At 76.2% G+C, this 15476-nt stretch carries 13 protein-coding genes and 1 pseudogene; 9 read left to right on the forward strand and 5 right to left on the reverse strand.

The annotated features are described in order from the left end of the window. Both ACZ60W_RS24900 and ACZ60W_RS24905 read right to left on the reverse strand, forming a co-directional pair. On the reverse strand, nucleotides 1-3144 hold the full coding sequence (locus ACZ60W_RS24900; RefSeq protein ID WP_469757582.1) for a sacsin N-terminal ATP-binding-like domain-containing protein: 3144 nt from the start codon (nucleotides 3142-3144) through the stop codon (nucleotides 1-3). A gap of 165 nt (nucleotides 3145-3309) precedes the next feature. Beyond that, nucleotides 3310-4239 (reverse strand): DUF3027 domain-containing protein, encoded by a 930-nt coding sequence (locus ACZ60W_RS24905; RefSeq protein WP_366304205.1) that lies wholly within the window; start codon nucleotides 4237-4239, stop codon nucleotides 3310-3312. A 485-nt stretch (nucleotides 4240-4724) separates the two neighbouring features. Between ACZ60W_RS24905 and ACZ60W_RS24910 the strand changes: the two genes are divergently transcribed. The 4 genes from ACZ60W_RS24910 to ACZ60W_RS24925 all read left to right on the forward strand — a co-directional run bounded on the left by ACZ60W_RS24910 (nucleotide 4725) and on the right by ACZ60W_RS24925 (nucleotide 8279). After that, a complete protein-coding gene (locus ACZ60W_RS24910; RefSeq protein ID WP_469757583.1) occupies nucleotides 4725-6104 on the forward strand; it encodes an MFS transporter in 1380 nt (459 codons plus the stop codon). Nucleotides 6105-6179: 75 nt separating this feature from the next. Continuing rightward, the gene (locus ACZ60W_RS24915) at nucleotides 6180-6659 is read left to right on the forward strand and encodes a DUF2771 domain-containing protein (protein ID WP_469757584.1); all 480 of its coding nucleotides are present in this window, start codon (nucleotides 6180-6182) and stop codon (nucleotides 6657-6659) included. 7 nt (nucleotides 6660-6666) lie between these two features. Next, the gene (locus tag ACZ60W_RS24920) at nucleotides 6667-7428 is read left to right on the forward strand and encodes a futalosine hydrolase (RefSeq protein ID WP_469757585.1); all 762 of its coding nucleotides are present in this window, start codon (nucleotides 6667-6669) and stop codon (nucleotides 7426-7428) included. Beyond that, a complete protein-coding gene (locus ACZ60W_RS24925; protein ID WP_469757586.1) occupies nucleotides 7425-8279 on the forward strand; it encodes a 1,4-dihydroxy-6-naphthoate synthase in 855 nt (284 codons plus the stop codon). The genes ACZ60W_RS24920 and ACZ60W_RS24925 overlap by 4 nt, the downstream gene beginning before the upstream one ends. 11 nt (nucleotides 8280-8290) lie before the next feature. On the opposite strand, the gene ACZ60W_RS24930 is transcribed toward ACZ60W_RS24925, so the two are convergent. Further along, entirely contained in the window at nucleotides 8291-8674 is a 384-nt protein-coding gene (locus tag ACZ60W_RS24930) for a cold-shock protein (RefSeq protein ID WP_033211384.1), read from the reverse strand. Between the two features lie 141 nt (nucleotides 8675-8815). Here ACZ60W_RS24930 and ACZ60W_RS24935 point away from each other — a divergent pair, with 141 nt between their 5' ends. Further along, complete coding sequence (locus tag ACZ60W_RS24935) at nucleotides 8816-9094, forward strand: hypothetical protein (RefSeq protein ID WP_469757587.1); 279 nt, start codon at nucleotides 8816-8818, stop codon at nucleotides 9092-9094. On the opposite strand, the gene ACZ60W_RS24940 is transcribed toward ACZ60W_RS24935, so the two are convergent. After that, nucleotides 9082-9702, reverse strand: coding sequence for an HAD family hydrolase (locus ACZ60W_RS24940; RefSeq protein ID WP_469757588.1), 621 nt, complete (start codon nucleotides 9700-9702; stop codon nucleotides 9082-9084). The genes ACZ60W_RS24935 and ACZ60W_RS24940 overlap by 13 nt on opposite strands. Nucleotides 9703-9803: 101 nt before the next feature. On the opposite strand from ACZ60W_RS24940, the gene ACZ60W_RS24945 reads away from it, so the two are divergent. The 3 genes from ACZ60W_RS24945 to ACZ60W_RS24955 are packed head-to-tail and all read left to right on the forward strand — an operon-like array spanning nucleotide 9804 to nucleotide 12735. Next, on the forward strand, nucleotides 9804-10808 hold the full coding sequence (locus ACZ60W_RS24945; RefSeq protein ID WP_469757589.1) for a FecCD family ABC transporter permease: 1005 nt from the start codon (nucleotides 9804-9806) through the stop codon (nucleotides 10806-10808). After that, nucleotides 10805-11917: a FecCD family ABC transporter permease gene (locus ACZ60W_RS24950; RefSeq protein WP_469757590.1), complete on the forward strand. Its 1113-nt coding sequence runs from the start codon at nucleotides 10805-10807 to the stop codon at nucleotides 11915-11917. The genes ACZ60W_RS24945 and ACZ60W_RS24950 overlap by 4 nt, the downstream gene beginning before the upstream one ends. After that, the gene (locus ACZ60W_RS24955; RefSeq protein ID WP_469757591.1) at nucleotides 11914-12735 is read left to right on the forward strand and encodes an ABC transporter ATP-binding protein; all 822 of its coding nucleotides are present in this window, start codon (nucleotides 11914-11916) and stop codon (nucleotides 12733-12735) included. Before ACZ60W_RS24950 ends, ACZ60W_RS24955 begins: the two co-directional genes overlap by 4 nt. Nucleotides 12736-12752: 17 nt before the next feature. Here ACZ60W_RS24955 and ACZ60W_RS24960 read toward each other — a convergent pair whose 3' ends face one another. Further along, nucleotides 12753-13919 (reverse strand): hypothetical protein, encoded by a 1167-nt coding sequence (locus ACZ60W_RS24960; RefSeq protein WP_469757592.1) that lies wholly within the window; start codon nucleotides 13917-13919, stop codon nucleotides 12753-12755. A 93-nt stretch (nucleotides 13920-14012) separates the two neighbouring features. Between ACZ60W_RS24960 and ACZ60W_RS24965 the strand changes: the two are divergent. Beyond that, a pseudogene (locus ACZ60W_RS24965) lies at nucleotides 14013-15476 on the forward strand (DNA-binding protein); the annotation flags it as partial.

Raw genomic sequence — 15476 nt, forward strand, 5'->3', positions numbered from 1 at the left:
TCAGTCGAACCAGCGGTCGCGGGCGAGTTCCGGCGTGCGGGAGGGGTCCTCCAGGAGGGCGGCGACCTCGAAGCGGCGGGGCCACTGGCCGGCCGCCCAGGCGAGACCCGCGGCCACCCCTTCGAGGGTGGCGGCGTGGAGGACGCCGTCGGGGGTGTGCCGCCAGTCCAGTTCCACGCCCGCCGCGCGCAGCTCGTCGTGCTCGATGTAGGAGGCGGGGGTCGAGGGCCCCAGGAGGGCGTGGACCGAGGACGGCACCTCGTGCTCCTCGCCGACCGTGCTGACCTCGGCCTCGACGGCCTCGCTGAGGCGCCGGACCTGGAACAGCTCGGCCAGGTCGGCCGCGCGCGACGGGGAGACGGGCAGGAGCGGGACGCCGTCGGCCAGCGGCAGGAGGTCGGGGGCGTCCGCGACCAGGGCGTCCGCCGCGTCGACCACGACGAGGGCGCCGTCCACGACCGCGCGCAGCTCGTCGGGGAGGGTCACCTGCTCGGGGTCGAGGTCGGCGAGGGCCGTGTAGAGGGCGTGCAGCTGGACCGCGCTGACCTCGCGGGAGGGGTCGGAGAGCCGGGTGAGGAGCTCCGCGGCGCCGCCCGGCTCGTCCAGGAGGGCCGCGACGGAGGTGCGGACGCCCAGGGCCCGGAGGACCTGCTCGTCGTCGAAGCCGGTCGCGTCGGCGGAGTCGTACAGGCCGGCGAGGAGGGGGTCGGAGCCCTCGGCGCGGAGCCCCGCCGGGCGCCGGCCGTCCAGGACCGGGTGGTCGCGCAGCCACCAGGCGGTGTAGGAGCGGACGGTCTCCGTCGTGCCGTCGGGCAGGAGGACGCGGACGGGCTGGGTGAGGGCGTCGCGCAGCGGCGGGCGGGCGAGCAGGGAGAGCGCCCGGGGCCAGGCGTCGTCGTCGACGAGGTCCAGGTCCCGGACGGCGACGATCTCCGTCGCCACCGGCGGCACGGGCGTGTCGGGCAGCCGGTCGAGGACGTCCTCGCACCACACGTCGACGGCGTCGAGGAGGCCGGCGTCGTCGGGCTCGGGGTAGTCGCCGTCGCGGGGCTCGACCTCGTCGGGGTCGAGGACGAGGTCGGTGGCGCGGACCAGGGCGAAGGTCGCCAGGACCCCGCAGGCGGCGAGCGGCTGTTCGCCCCAGCGGGCGGCGAGTTCCGCGTCGACGAAGGCGAGTTCGTCCTCCCGCATGATCGCGGCGAAGGGGGAGCCGGGGAGGACGAGTTCGCCCGCCGGGGAGAGTTCGCCGTCCTCGTCGGGGAGGGCGAGCGCGCCGAGCCACGGCTCCTCGCCCGGGTCGAGCTCCGCGTCGCGGACGAGGCCGAGGACCGTGTCGGCGAGTTCGTCCGCGTCCAGGGTGTCGGCGTCCTCGTCCCAGATCTCGCCCGCGTCCAGGGAGGCGGCGACCGCCGCCCGCACCTGCGGGGTCGTCAGGACCGCGCGGGGCGTGGCGGGCAGGGCGCCCAGCTTCTCCAGGAGCGGGTGGGCGGCCTCGGGGTGGGCGACCTTCAGGCCGAGGCGGGTCAGCTCGGCGGGGGTGCGGTCCTGCGGGAGGAGGACCTGGCGGGGGCCGATCGTCGTGCGGATCCGGACGCCCTCGGCGCTCTCCGCGAGGGGCACGGGCAGACCGGTCAGCCGGTCGGGGTCGACGCCGGCGAGGGAGTCGTAGAGCCGCCACCACCAGGTCGGGGCCCGGTCCACCCCGGCGAGCCGGTCGATGGCCTCGGTCAGCGGGACGCGGCCGACGCCGAGGGTGCGCAGCTCAGGGCGCCGCTCCAGGCCGGCCGGGAGGAGGGTGGGGAACACCTCGGCGAGGACGTCGACGGTCTCCGCGCCGGCGCCCTCGGCGACCTCGGCCTCGATGGGACGCAGGGCGGGCAGTTCCTCGGAGGGGGCGGCGGGCGCCAGGAAGGCGACGCGGGGCAGCCGGTCGAGGATCGCCTCGCGCAGCGCGCCGTCGAGGGGGCCCTTGCCGAGCGGGCCGGGCACGAGGTCGAGGGTGGCGGTCGTCACCGGCTGCCAGTCGGCGAGCAGTTCGGCGTACGCGTCGGCCGCGCGCTGCACCAGGAAGTCGGTGAGGGGGCCGGGCGCCGGGTGGCGACGCGCGGTGTCGAGCGGGAGGGAGGCGATGAGGAGCGCGGGGATGCCGAGGGGCTCGTCGGTGGGCGTGGGGGCGTGCACGACCGGTGACGTCCGCGGGTGGCGGGGGGCGCCCTCGGGGTCCACGGGGACGGCCCAGGTGACGGTCCAGTGGGGTCGCAGGCGCTCCTCGACCGGGCGGTCCCTGAGGAGTTCGGGGTCGATCGGGCCGCCGTGGGAGACGGTCCGCCAGCGGTGGGTGCCGGTGGCGGTGTCGTCGACGCGGACGTAGCCGTCGTCCTCGGAGCGGCGCAGGGTCCGTACGCCCTCCGGTGTCTCCACGACGATCTCCGCGAGGCCCGGCAGGGTGAGGAGGAGGGCGTCGTCGACGGAGGTGAGGAGCCGCTCGGCGAGGTCGCGGGCGGCGGCGTCGCGCAGCGGGAGGACGACGACGGTGTCGTAGCCGTCGGGTGCGGTGCCCTCGGCGGGGAGCGGGAGCCGCAGCAGGGGGACGTGGCCGTCGCGGCGGCGCAGTTCGTCGCCGAGGCCCGGGCTGTAGCGCGCCGCTTCGGCGGCGAGTTCGCGGGCCTCGGCGAGGGACCAGCGGACGCCGCCGTGGCGGCCGAGGACGGCGGGCTCGTCGCTGACGGCGAGGACGGCGGCGAAGCCGACGCCGAAGCGGCCGACGGCGCCGTGGCCCTGCTCGCGCTTGGCGGACGCCCGGAGCGTCGACAGCGACTCGGTTCCGGCGGCGTCGAGCGGGGCGCCGGTGTTGGCGGCGGCGAGGACGGCGGGGCCCTCGTGGTCGGCGGGGTGCAGGGTGAGGCGGAGGCGGCCGGTGACGCCGGCGCGGTGGGCGGCGTCGGCGGCGTTCTGCGCGAGTTCGACGACGAGCCGGTCGCGGTAGCCGCCGAGCGCGAGGTCCTCCTCGGCGTTGGCGTCCTCCCGGAACCGGGCGGGCGAGGCGCCCCAGGCGTCGAGCACGCCCCGCCGCAGCCGTGCGGTGCCGAAGGGGTCGGTTCCGTCGGTCGTCGTCCGGACGCTGACGCTCACGTCTGACTCCACTCTGCGGGGCGGTGATCGGGCGGTGACGCTGCCGGACCGCTGGGGTCCGGGGCCCGAAGGTACCGTGCCCCGGCCCGCACCGGACGCCGGGGCACGTGCGGTCCCCGGGGCGCGCGGAAGCGCGTCCCGGGGAGCCGCGCGGGCGGCGTCGGCGCGGGGCGCCCCCTACGAGTGGCCGAGGTCCTCGGAGCCGGCGTCGGGCTCGGTGGTGGAGCCGGAGTCCTTGGCGGGGCGGAGTGGGAAGGCGTCCGCGGCCATGGAGTCGAGGACGGGCGGCGCGGGGCGCGGCGGCTTGGGCATGACGGCGGCCTCGGAGTGGCCCCCGCAGCCGTAGGCGAGGGAGACGACGCGGCCGTCCGCCGGGGAGAACTCGTTGGCGCAGACGCCGAACGCCTGCTTCAGGGAGCCGGCGATCGGCACCAGGAAGGCGCAGGACTCGCAGGAGGCGGGGGCGGCCTGGGCCATGGGCGTCTTGGCGCCGAAGGCCTCGTCCCAGCGGTCCGCGGCCACGTGGAGGCCGTACCGGGACAGGACCCGGGCGCGGCGCATGCCGAGTTCGTCGGCGACCGCGGCGATCGCGCCCCGCGAGGGGGTGCGGGTCACGATCTCGGCGTCCTCGGCGTCGAGGTGGTCCGCCATCTCCTCGGAGACCGCGGAGTTCGGCGGCGGCGCGTCCTCGCCGGAGTAGCCGGGCTCCAGGCGCAGGTCGTCCTGCTCGGTGGGGAGGAGGTCGCCGGGGCCCATGTCGCCGGGGCGGAGCCGCTCGCTCCACGGCACCCACTCGGGGGCGAGGAGGGCGTCGGCGCCGGGCAGCAGGACGGTTTCGTCAAGCGTGACGTTCTTGGCGCGGGAGGCACGGGTGACCGTCACCGCCCAGCGCCAGCCCCGGTATCCGGGCTCCTTGGACTCGAAGTAGTGCGTGACGACCCGGTCGCCCTCCGCGACGACCTCGACGTGGGCGCCTACGATGCCGGGCGCGGCCGCCTCCTCGGCGGCCTCCCGGGCGAGGTCCACGGCCTCGGCGCACAGGCGGTCGGGGGTACGCGTGGCTCGCGGGGTACGCGGGGTACCGCTTCGCGTCGTCGCAGCACTCACAGGTCTCGCTTCTCTCCTACGCCGTCTCACGGGTGCGCCGGCCGAGGGGCGGGAGCGAAGCCACGGGCGGCGGGCGGAGCGGACCAGGGGGCCGCATCGACGTCCGCGCACCCGACTCGTATCTCGCGTGTCTCGGGCACACCTATCGCCATCCATTCTGCGGGATGCCGAAGAGGCGCGCGGCCGAGAGCTTCCGCCGGTGACGCGCTACGCACGCTACCCCGTTCGCGGGCCTCCGCCCACCTGCCCGTCCCAAGTGGCCCGGATCGCGGACACGCCGGAGCGGCGCGCGCGGCCGTGTCCGCGGGTGTTCGGGGACGGCGACGGCCCGCTCGCGGAGCGGACCGGGGGCGCCTCGGGGCCCTGGACCAGGGCCCGTTCGGGGGGCGCGGGGTGCGGGCGGGACGTCCGGGTCGTGGCGGTCCGCGGCCCGTCCACCGTCGTGGCACGGTTCGTCCGGCGCGCCGGTGGGGCACTATGACGGAGTGGCAGCCGCACGGTCTCCCGCACGATCCGAAGATCATGCCGGACCGCTCCGCCGAGCGGGCCGGGCGATCGGTCGTGCCCTGCACCTGCCCTTCACGGGCACGGCGAAGGGCATCAGGAAGGCGACGCACGCGCACGGCGCGGGTGAGTCGGGGCTCGGGAAACTGATCGAGCTGCACGCCGTGAACGGCGCCGGGGACGTCATGATCACCGTCGCCCTGGCCTCCACCGTGTTCTTCTCCGTCCCCACGGACGAGGCCCGCGGCCGGGTCGCGCTGTACCTGGCCGTCACGATGGCGCCCTTCACCCTCCTGGCGCCGGTGATCGGGCCGCTCCTGGACCGGGTGCCGCACGGCCGGCGCGCGGCGATGGCGGGGGCGATGCTGACCCGCGCCGTCCTCGCGGTCATGATGTCGGGCCTCGTGGCCACCGGCGGCATCCAGCTGTATCCGGCGGCGCTGGGGGTCCTGGTGGCCTCGAAGGCGTACGGCGTGGTCCGCAGCGCGGTGGTGCCGCGGCTGCTGCCACCGAACTTCTCCCTGGTGAAGGCGAACTCCCGGGTGACCCTGGCGGGGCTGCTCGCCACCGGCATCGCCGCGCCCATCGGGGCGGGGCTCCAGATGATCGGGCCGGGCTGGCCGCTCTACGGGGCGTGCGCGCTGTTCCTGCTGGGCACGTTCTGGGCGCTGCGGATGCCGCCGAAGGTGGACTCGGCGAAGGGTGAGCGGCGGGCGCACCTGCTGACGCACGGCGAGCGGAAGCCGAGTCTGCGGACGGTCGGGCCCTCGGTCCTGCACGGTCTGGAGGCGAACGCGGCGCAGCGGATGCTGTCGGGTTTCCTGATCTTCTTCCTGGCGTTCCTGCTGCGCGAGCATCCGCTCTCGGGGCAGAGCGCCGCCGTGTCGCTCGGGATCGTGGCCGTCGCGGCGGGCGTGGGGAACGCCTGCGGGACGGCGGCCGGCTCACTGCTGCGGGACCGCGGCCACGGCCCGGAGGTGATCATCGCCACGATGATCAGCATCGTGCTGGCGGCGGCGATCTGCACGGCGGTGTTCTTCGGCGGCGTGATGGTCGCCGTCCTGGTCGCGGTCGCGGGCCTCACCCAGGCGCTGTCGAAGCTGTCGCTGGACGCGCTGATCCAGCGGGACGTGCCCGAGGTGGTGCGGACCTCGGCGTTCGCGCGCTCCGAGACGGCGCTGCAGATGGCGTGGGTGGTGGGCGGCGCGATCGGCATCGCCCTGCCCCTGAACGCCACCCTCGGCATGTCCGTGGCGGCCGGGATCCTCGCCCTGGGGGCGGCGCTCGCGGTCCGCGGCCTGCTGGGCGCGGCCCGTCACCGGCCCGGTCCGAAGGACCGGACCAAGGCACGGGTGGCGTAGCGCCCGGCGGTACCGGGAGGCGGCACGCCGTACCCCCGCGTGGCGCGGACGCGACGGCCCGATAGCCTTCGGCTCATGACCGTTGCGTTCTTCTCCGGCTCGCGCCGCCGGGCCGCCGTCGCCCTCGGGGCCGTCTCCGCCGGGCTCCTCGTACTCTCCGCCTGCGACAAGCCGACTCCGCTCGCGACCGTGACGGTCGGGACCGACTCGGTCCATTCCGAGGCCGCCTGCTACAACAACGGCGACCCCATCAAGGAGTCGCAGATCCAGCAGTGCCTCAACAAGAAGGCGGAGAAGTCCATCTCCGTCGCGATGGACGACAAGATCCGCTTCGGCGTGGACCCGGAGATCGCGGACCGCGGCTGGACGATCTTCCTCGGCGGCCAGCAGGCCGAGCCGGAGCCGTACAAGAAGACGTACCGGACGATTCCGGCCAGCGCCTTCTTCTCGACCCAGACCGGCGAGGCCACCGACCAGACCCAGGTGACCATCGTCGAGAACACCGGCAAGACGCTGACCGGCATCTGGCACTTCCAGCTGAAGAAGGAATCCTGATCCGCCGGTGGTCCACCGGATCCTGATCGTCACGGCCGTGGCGGCGGAGGCGGACTCCGTCACCGCGGGCCTCGGCCCGGGCGGCCTCGACGACGCCGGGCCCCTCCCGCTGCCGGGAGGCGCCGCCCTGCGCCGTCACACCGGTGACTCCGGTCGCGTGCGGGTCGACGTGCTCGTCGGCGGGGTGGGCCCCGCCGCCGTCGCCGCCGCGACGGGCACCGCGCTGGCCCGCGCCGCGCTCGACGGCGCCGCCGGCCGCGCCCCGTACGACCTCGTCGTCTCCGCCGGGATCGCCGGCGGGTTCCCCGGGGTGGCGCCGCTCGGGAGCGTCGTCGTCTCCCGGTCCGTCGTCGCCGCCGATCTCGGGGCGCAGACGCCCGACGGCTATCTGACCGTCGAGGAGCTCGGCTTCGGCCGCTCCGCGCACCCGGTGCCCGAGGCGCTCGCCGACGCCGTCGCCGCCGCCCTGGCCGCCGGGGGCCTGCCGCACGCCGTGGGGCCGGTCCTGACCGTCTCCACCGTCACCGGGACCGCCGCGCGGGCCGCCGAGCTCGCGGACCGGCATCCCGGGGCCGCCGCCGAGGCGATGGAGGGGTTCGGCGTCGCCGAGGCCGCCGCGGCGTACGGCGTGCCGGTGATCGAGATCCGGGCCGTGTCGAACGCCGTCGGGCCGCGCGACCGCGCCGCCTGGCGCATCGGACCGGCCCTGGACGCGCTCCGGCGCGCCTTCGAGCTGCTCAGCAGCACCGTCTTCGTGGAGCCGTCGTGACCAAGCTGAAGATCGCCTACTCGCCCTGCCCGAACGACACCTTCGTCTTCGACGCCTGGGCGCACGACCGGGTGCCCGGCGCGCCGCGGCTCGACGTGACGTTCGCCGACATCGACGTCACCAACGGCTGGGCGGAGGCCGGCACCGACGACCACGACGTGCTGAAGGTGTCGTACGCCGTGCTGCCGTGGATCCTCGACGAGTACGCGCTGCTGCCCTGCGGCGGCGCCCTCGGCCGGGGGTGCGGGCCTCTGGTGCTCACCCGGGAGGCCGGGACGGGCGCGGACCTCGCGGGGAGGACGGTCGCGGTGCCGAGCGAGCGCTCGACGGCGTACCTGCTCTTCCGGCTGTGGGCGGCGGAGGCCGTGCCCGGCGGGGTCGGGGAGGTCGTCGTGATGCCGTTCCACGAGATCATGCCCGCCGTGCGGGACGGGAAGGTCGACGCGGGGCTCGTCATCCACGAGGCCCGCTTCACCTACGGCGCGTACGGGCTGCACTGCCTGGCCGACATGGGCGAGCACTGGGAGTCGACGACCGGGCTGCCGATCCCGCTCGGCGCGATCGTCGCCCGCCGGTCCCTCGGGGCGGAGACGCTGGGGCGGCTGGCCGACGCGGCCCGCGCCTCGGTGCGGATGGCCTGGGACGACCCGGCGGCCTCGCGTCCGTACGTCCTGGAGCACGCCCAGGAGATGGACCCCAAGGTCGCCGACCAGCACATCGGTCTCTACGTCAACGAGTTCACCGCGGACCTGGGCGAGCACGGCTACGCGGCGGTCCGCGGGCTGCTGACCCGCGCCGCGGCCGAGGGGCTCGTGCCGCCCCTCGCGCCGGACGCGCTGTCGTTCCCGTAGGCCCCGCGGGCCTACACGTCGAGCTGGTCGGCAACCGCCCGGAGCAGGCCGGCGATCTTCTTGCCCTGCGTCTTCTCGGGGTAGCGGCCGCGCTCCAGGGCCGGGGTGATGTTCTCCAGGAGCGTCGTGAGGTCCTGGACGATGGACGCCAGTTCGTCGGGCTTACGACGCTGTGCGGCGGCGACGGACGGGGTCGGGTCGAGGATCGCGACGGACAGCGCCTGGTCGCCGCGCTGACCGGCGACCACTCCGAACTCCACCCGCTGACCCGGCTTCAGTGCGTCGACTCCGGCAGGGAGCACCGACGAGTGGACGAAGACGTCGCCGCCGTCGTCGCGGGAGAGAAAGCCGAAGCCCTTCTCGCTGTTGAACCATTTGACCTTGCCGGTAGGCACGTCTGTCCTCGTCCTCGTACTCGTGGCTGGGGATGGCGAACGGCGGGTCGCCCGACCCGCCGGCACCAAGGCTAGTGCTCCGGGGACCGCCGACCGGACGTCGCCGGAGTGTTCCTCCGGCCTGGGAACTACCCTGGCGGGATGCGTAGTGAAACCCCCGCCGAGCCGGTGAACGACAGCGCTCCCGGTGACGGCCTCGTCAGGGCCGGTGTCGTGCTGTTCGCGATCGGCGCGATGGCCACGCTGGTCACGGTGGCCCCGCTGTTCCTCGGGACGGACCCGTTCCCCACGGTCGCGTACACGGTGTCGATGCTGATGGGCGTCGGATTCCTCGTCGCCGCCGCCGGGGTTCTGCGGTCGATCGCGGCCCAGCGGCGGCAGGCCCGGGAGGGTTCCGCGGCGGCGGCTCAGCCCCGGTAGCCCTCCCACCACGCGCGGAAGTCCGTCAGGTCCGCCAGGACCACGTCGGCGCCGGCCTCGCGGAGCTCCTCGGGGGTGCAGGGGCCGGTCGCGACGGCCACCGAGACGGCGCCCGCGGTCGCGGCGCCGCGGACGTCACCGACGTGGTCGCCGACGTACACCCCGGCGCCGTGGGCGCGCAGCGCCTCCGCCTTGCCCTCGGCCCAGAGGCCGCCGACGACCGCGTCGGGCTCGATGCCGAGGTGCTCGAGGTGCAGCTCGGCGTGCGGCCCGTTCTTCGCGGTGACGACGATCGTGCGGCCGCCCGCCTCGCGGACGGCGGCGACGGCGTCCCGCGCGCCCGGCATCGGGACGGTGGGCTCGATCGCGTACGACGGGTACAGGGCGCGGTAGCGGGCGGTCATCTCGGTGACCCGGTCCGCGGGGAACCAGTTCGCCATCTCGTGCTCCAGCGGCGGGCCGAGGCGGCTCACGACGAGGTCGGCGTCGATCGGCACGCCGACCTCGGCGGCGAAGGCCACGTAGGCCGCCCGGATGCCCGGACGGGTGTCGAGCAGGGTGAGGTCGAGGTCGAAGCCGACGGTGAGCTGCGGTGGCGTGGTCGTCATGGAGCCATTCTCGGGGACGTCCGGCCCCGGGTGTTCGCATATGCGTGCTGCTTACACTGAGGCGAGCCTTACCGAACCTGTACTCCGCCGATGGGTCCCGCATGTCAGCCGCATTCCCCTCCAGACGGGTCCTCGCGACCTCGGCGGCCGTCGTCGCCCTGCTCGTCGCCGTCCTCCTCAGCCTCGCCGTGGGCGCCCGGGCCATCGCCCCGTCCACCGTGTTCGACGCGCTCCTGCACGGCGGGACGAGCGCCGACGCCGAGGTCGTGCGGCAGCTCCGGGTGCCCCGCACGCTCATCGGGCTGATGGTCGGCGCCGCGCTGGCGCTCGCCGGGACCGCCCTCCAGGGCATCACCCGCAACCCGATCGCCGACCCCGGCATCCTCGGCATCAGCCAGGGCTCGTCGGTGGCCGTCGTGCTCGCCATCGCCTTCCTCGGGGTGCACGGCCTCGGCGGGTACGTGTGGTTCGCCTTCGCCGGCGCCGCGGTCGCCTCCGTCGCCGTCTACGCGATCGCGTCCGGCGGGCGCGGCGGGGCGACCCCGGTGAAGCTGGCCCTCGGCGGCGCCGCGATCAACGCGCTGCTGCTCTCCGTCACCACCGGCGTCCTCACCACCAAGGCGTCGGCGCTCGACGAGTTCCGGTTCTGGCAGATCGGCTCGCTCGACGGGCGCGACGCCCAGCTGGTCGGGCAGATCTGGCCGTTCCTCCTGCTCGGCGCGGTCCTCGTGCTCTCCGTCGCGCGCGGCCTCGACGCCCTCGCGCTCGGCGAGGACGTCGCCAGGGGCCTCGGGCAGCGCGTCGCCACCGTGCGGATCGTCGGCGGGCTCGGCGCGACCGTGCTCACCGGCGCCGCCGTGGCCGCCGCCGGCCCCGTCGCCTTCGTCGGCCTCGCCGTCCCGCACATCGCGCGGGCCGTGGTCGGCTCCGACCACCGCTGGGTGCTGCCGATGGCCGCGCTCATCGGGCCGGTGATGCTGCTGGTGGCCGATGTCGCCGGCCGGGTCGTGTTCCCGCCGGGCGAGGTCCCGGCCGGGGTGATGACGGCCCTCATCGGGGTGCCGTTCCTGGTGACGCTCGTCCGCCGCAAGGCGGTGCCGGCGTGACCGCCCCCGCCGGCGTCCGTACGGGCGTCCCCGCGGCAGTCCGGTCCGGCGTCCGGCCCGCCGGGTACGGACTCGTACGCGCCGGACGGGGCTCCTTCCTGGTCCACCGGCGCTCGGCCGCCGTCGCCGCGGTCCTCCTGGTGCTGCTGGCCGCGGCCTCGGTGGCGTACCTCTGCGTCGGCGAACGGTTCGTCTCCCCCTCGGAGGTCCTCCACGTCCTCCTCGGGCAGCCCTCGCCGTCGGCGTTCGTCGTGGCGGAGCTGCGCGAGCCCCGGCTCGTCGCCGCCCTCGCGGTCGGCGCCGCCTTCGGGATCGCGGGCGCCCTCGTCCAGACCGTCGCCCGCAACCCGCTGGCCAGCCCCGACATCATCGGCATCAGCCAGGGCGCGGGAGCGGTCACCGTCGCCGCGATGACCTTCGGCCTCACCTCGTACACGGTCCTGCCGTACCTCTCGATCGCCGGCGGCGTCCTGGCCGCCGCGCTCGTGTACGCGTTCGCCTGGCGCGGCGGCCTGCACGCGACGCGGTTCGTGCTCATCGGCATCGGCTTCGCGATCGCCCTTCGGTCGCTGACGACGCTCTTCATGACGAAGGGCGACTACCTCGTCGCCCAGCAGGCCCAGATCTGGATGACGGGCTCGCTGAACGGGCGCGGCTGGGACGAGTCCGCGCCGATCCGCTGGACGCTGCTGCTGATGGTGCCCGCCGTGCTGTGGGCGGCCCGCGCGCAGCGGACCGTCTCCCTGGACGACGACACGGCGACCGCGCTCGGCGTACGGCTCGGCCGGGTCCGGCTCGGGCTCGTCGCCGTCGGCGTCGTCCTCGCCTCGGTCGCGACGGGCGTCGCCGGGCCGGTCGACTTCGTCGCCCTGCTCGCCCCGCAGATCGCCCGCCGCATGACGCGGACCGCGCAGATCCCGCTGCTCGGCTCCGCGCTCGCCGGCGCGCTGGTCGTGGTCCTCGCCGACCTCGCCGGCCGGCGGCTCCTCTCCCCCGTCGAACTGCCCGTGGGCGTCCTCACGGCCGCGGTCGGCGCCCCCTACCTCATCTGGCTCATCGTCCGGAGCCGTACCGCCGCACACTCGGGAACCACTGGAGGCAAGGCGTGAGCAGCAGGCTGACCGCACGCGGGCTGACGCTCGCCTACGAGGACCGCACGGTCGTCGACGGACTCGACCTCGCGGTCCCCGACGGCCGGGTGACCGTCATCGTCGGCCCCAACGCCTGCGGCAAGTCGACCACCCTGCGCGCGCTCGGCCGGCTCCTCAAGCCGGCCGGCGGCGCGGTCCTCCTCGACGGCGAGGAGCTGGCGAAGCTCCCCACCAAGCGGATCGCCCGCGCCATCGGGCTGCTGCCGCAGACGCCCGTCGCCCCCGAGGCGATCACCGTCGCCGACCTGGTCTCCCGGGGCCGCCAGCCGCACCAGGCGTGGTGGCGGCAGTGGTCCGACGAGGACGAGCGGGCCGTCGTGGACGCCATGGCCCGCACCGACGTGACGGCGCTCGCCGACCGCAGCGTGGACGAGCTCTCCGGCGGCCAGCGCCAGCGGGTCTGGATCGCGATGGCGCTGGCCCAGGAGACGGACCTCCTGCTGCTCGACGAGCCCACCACCTACCTGGACATCTCCCACCAGGTGGAGGTGCTCGACCTGGTGCGCCGCCTCAACCGGCTGCGCGGCCGGACCGTCGTCCTCGTCCTCCACGACCTCAACCAGGCCGCCCGCTACGCCGACCACCTCGTCGCCATGAAGGGCGGGCGCGTCGTCGCCGAGGGGCCGCCGGGCGAGATCGTGACCGCCGGCCTCGTCCGGGACGTCTTCGGCCTGGAGTCCGTCGTGGTCCCCGACCCGGTCACCGGCTCGCCGCTGGTCGTCCCGGGCGCGCCCTGGCACGCCGAGGCCGGGACGGCGGCGAAGACGCTCCCGTAGGGGCGGCGCCCGGCGGCTCAGTGCCTGCGGGCGCGCCAGAGCAGGAACAGGGCGGACGCGATCGCGGCGCCCCGGAGGGTCCACGGCCAGGTCTCGGAGACCGCCGCGCCCAGCGCCTCGCCGCCGGGCGCGACGGCGGCGCCCCAGCGGCCGCCCACGCGGCCCCACAGCCAGACCGCGCCGGCCGTGACGGCCAGGCCGGGGATGACGAGGACCGCTCCCTTGGCCTCGGCCGGGGTGAGGCGCCGGGAGGCGTAGGCGAGCAGCCAGCCGACGACCAGGGCGAGCAGCGAACCGAAGACGGCGCCGCCGAGGAGCAGGAGCGCGGCGAGGACGACGAACGGACTCCCGAGCCGCAGGAGGGAGCGCACGGCCGGCCCGCCGCCGGTCTCGGGCGCCGCCTCGGCCACGGGGGCGGGCGCGGTGTCCTTCGTCCGGCGCCGCAGCACCCGGGCGAGGCGGCGCCGGCCGTCCGGCCCGGGCTCCGCCGCCTGCTCCTCCTCGCCCTCCTCCGGAGCCGGCGGCGTGAAGAGGTCCGGGCGTTCGACCCCGCCGGAGAAGCCGGGAAGGCCCTCGGCGGCGTCCGTCTCCCACCAGTCGCGCTCCGCCCCCGGGCCGGCGAGGCCGCCGTCCCCCGGAGCGTCGGCGGCGGGCAGGGCCGGCCCGGTGTCCCCGGAGCCCGACGCGCCCGGGCCCGGAACCTTCTTCCCGGAGGCCGCGGAGCGGGTACGGCGGCGGAGACCGAGGAGACGGCCGCGCTCCGGCCGGTCCTCCCCCGGCCGCCCGCCGCCCGGCCCGCCGGCCCCCTTCCCCGGGCCGCGGACCCGGTCGCCCGCCGTGTCCCCGGCCGCGTCACGGCCGGGGACGTCGCCCGCGCGGGGCTTCGGGAGCGGCGGTCCGTCCGCGGGCGGCGACGCAGGGGACGGGGAGGGCTCCGGGTCCGGGAAGGGGGAACGGGGCGGCGCGGCACGGTCGACGACCTCGTCGGGCGTGCCGAGCGCGCCGAGGATGGTGCGGACGGCGGCGGTGCCCGACCCGTCGGGAGTGGCGCGGCGGCGGTCGATCTCGTCGCGGAGGCCGGAGACGAGGCGCATCCGGTCGCTCGCCGGCAGGTGCCGTTGCTGGGCCAGATCGCCGACCCGGCTCAGATAGTCGTAGACCAGCTGGTCGCTCTCGATCCCCACGGTGCCCCTCCACGGCCGGTTCGCCCGGTACGCGCCGACGTTAGCGCCTGCGCGGCGGGCTCCGCCGTGCGGATTGCGGCTAACGTGGGGCGGATGGGGATCGGTGAGCTCGACCGGGAGGCGCACGTGCCCGAGGCAACTGGCACCGGCGGGGCGCCGCGCACGCTCGCCGAGGCGCTGCGCACGCGCGGCGACGAAGGACTCGCCGCGCTGCTGCGGGCCCGCCCGGACCTGCTGAACCCCGTCCCCAATGACCTGACGCAGCTGGCGACCCGCGCCGGCACGCGCGGTTCGGTCGTGCGCGCCCTGGACCGGCTGGACCGGTTCTCCCTCCAGACGGCGGAGGCCCTCGCGATCGCCCCCGACCCGGCGCCGTACTCCGTGCTCCTCGGGCTGCTCACCGGCGACGAGGGGGACGCGGAGATCGAGGCGGCGCTGCCGGCGACGGTGGCGCTGCTGCGCGAGCAGGCGCTGGTGTGGGGCGAGGACGACCGGCTGCGGCTGGTGCGGACCGCCCGCGAGCTGCTGGCGCCGTCGGCACAGCATCCGTCGCCGACGGGTCTGGGCCCGACGGTCGCGGAGGCGACGGCCGGGATGTCGCCGGGCCGGGTGCAGGAGATCATCGCGGCGGCCGGGCTGACGTCGACGCACGACCCGGTGTCGGCGGTGGCGGTGCTGACCGGGCTGTTCACCGACCGGGAGCGGATGGGCGAGCTGCTCGACTCGGCGTCGCCGGAGGCCCTGACCGTCCTGGACCGCCTCGTCTGGGGCCCGCCGTACGGCGAGGTGACGGCCAACCCGGCGCCGCCGGTGCGCTGGCTGCGCGACCGGGGGCTGCTGCTGCCGGTCTCGCCGCGGACGATGGTGCTGCCGCGCGAGGTGGCGCTGCACCTGCGGGGCGGGCGGGCGCACCGGACGCCGGAGCCGGTCGCGCCGGAGCCGGCGGTGCTGCGGGAGTACCGTCCCCAGGTGGTGGACAGCGCGGCCGCCGGGCAGGCGCACGTGGCGCTGGCGACCGTCGAGGAGCTGCTGAAGTCCTGGGACCAGGGCGGCCCCCCGGTGCTGCGGGCCGGCGGTCTCGCGGTCCGGGACCTCAAGCGGACCGCCGCGGCCCTGGACGTCACGGAGGAGACGGCCTGCTTCTGGCTGGAGCTGGCCTACGGCGCCGGGCTGCTGGCCTCCGACGGCGAGGCCGACGAGCGGTACGCGCCGACGCCCGCCTGGGACGACTGGCTCGACCTGCCGCCCGCCGAGCGCTGGGCGCGGCTCGTCACCCCCTGGCTGACCGCGACCCGCACGCCCGGCCTGGTCGGCGGGCAGGACGCCAAGGGCCGCACGCTCTCCGCGCTCGGCCCCGACCTGGACCGGGCGCCCGCGCCCGAGGTGCGCCACCGGGTCCTCGAACTCCTCGCGACGCTGCCGCCGGGCTCCGCCGCCGATCCCGGGACGCTCCTCGCCCGGCTGCGCTGGGAGCGCCCGCCGCGCGGGGGGGGGGGGGGGGGGGGCGGGAGGGGGGGGGGGGGGAGAGAAGAGAAAGGCGGAGACACAAACAAAAAA

Source organism: Streptomyces sp. NPDC104202 (assembly GCF_055584185.1).

What these genes read in the sequence shown, in the direction of transcription:
- ACZ60W_RS24940 (WP_469757588.1), bottom strand. Translation starts at nt 9,702, where the DNA reads ATGACGACCACGCCACCGCAGCTCACCGTCGGCTTCGACCTCGACCTC.
- ACZ60W_RS24935 (WP_469757587.1), top strand. Translation starts at nt 8,816, where the DNA reads ATGCGTAGTGAAACCCCCGCCGAGCCGGTGAACGACAGCGCTCCCGGT.
- ACZ60W_RS24915 (WP_469757584.1), top strand. Translation starts at nt 6,180, where the DNA reads ATGACCGTTGCGTTCTTCTCCGGCTCGCGCCGCCGGGCCGCCGTCGCC.
- ACZ60W_RS24945 (WP_469757589.1), top strand. Translation starts at nt 9,804, where the DNA reads ATGTCAGCCGCATTCCCCTCCAGACGGGTCCTCGCGACCTCGGCGGCC.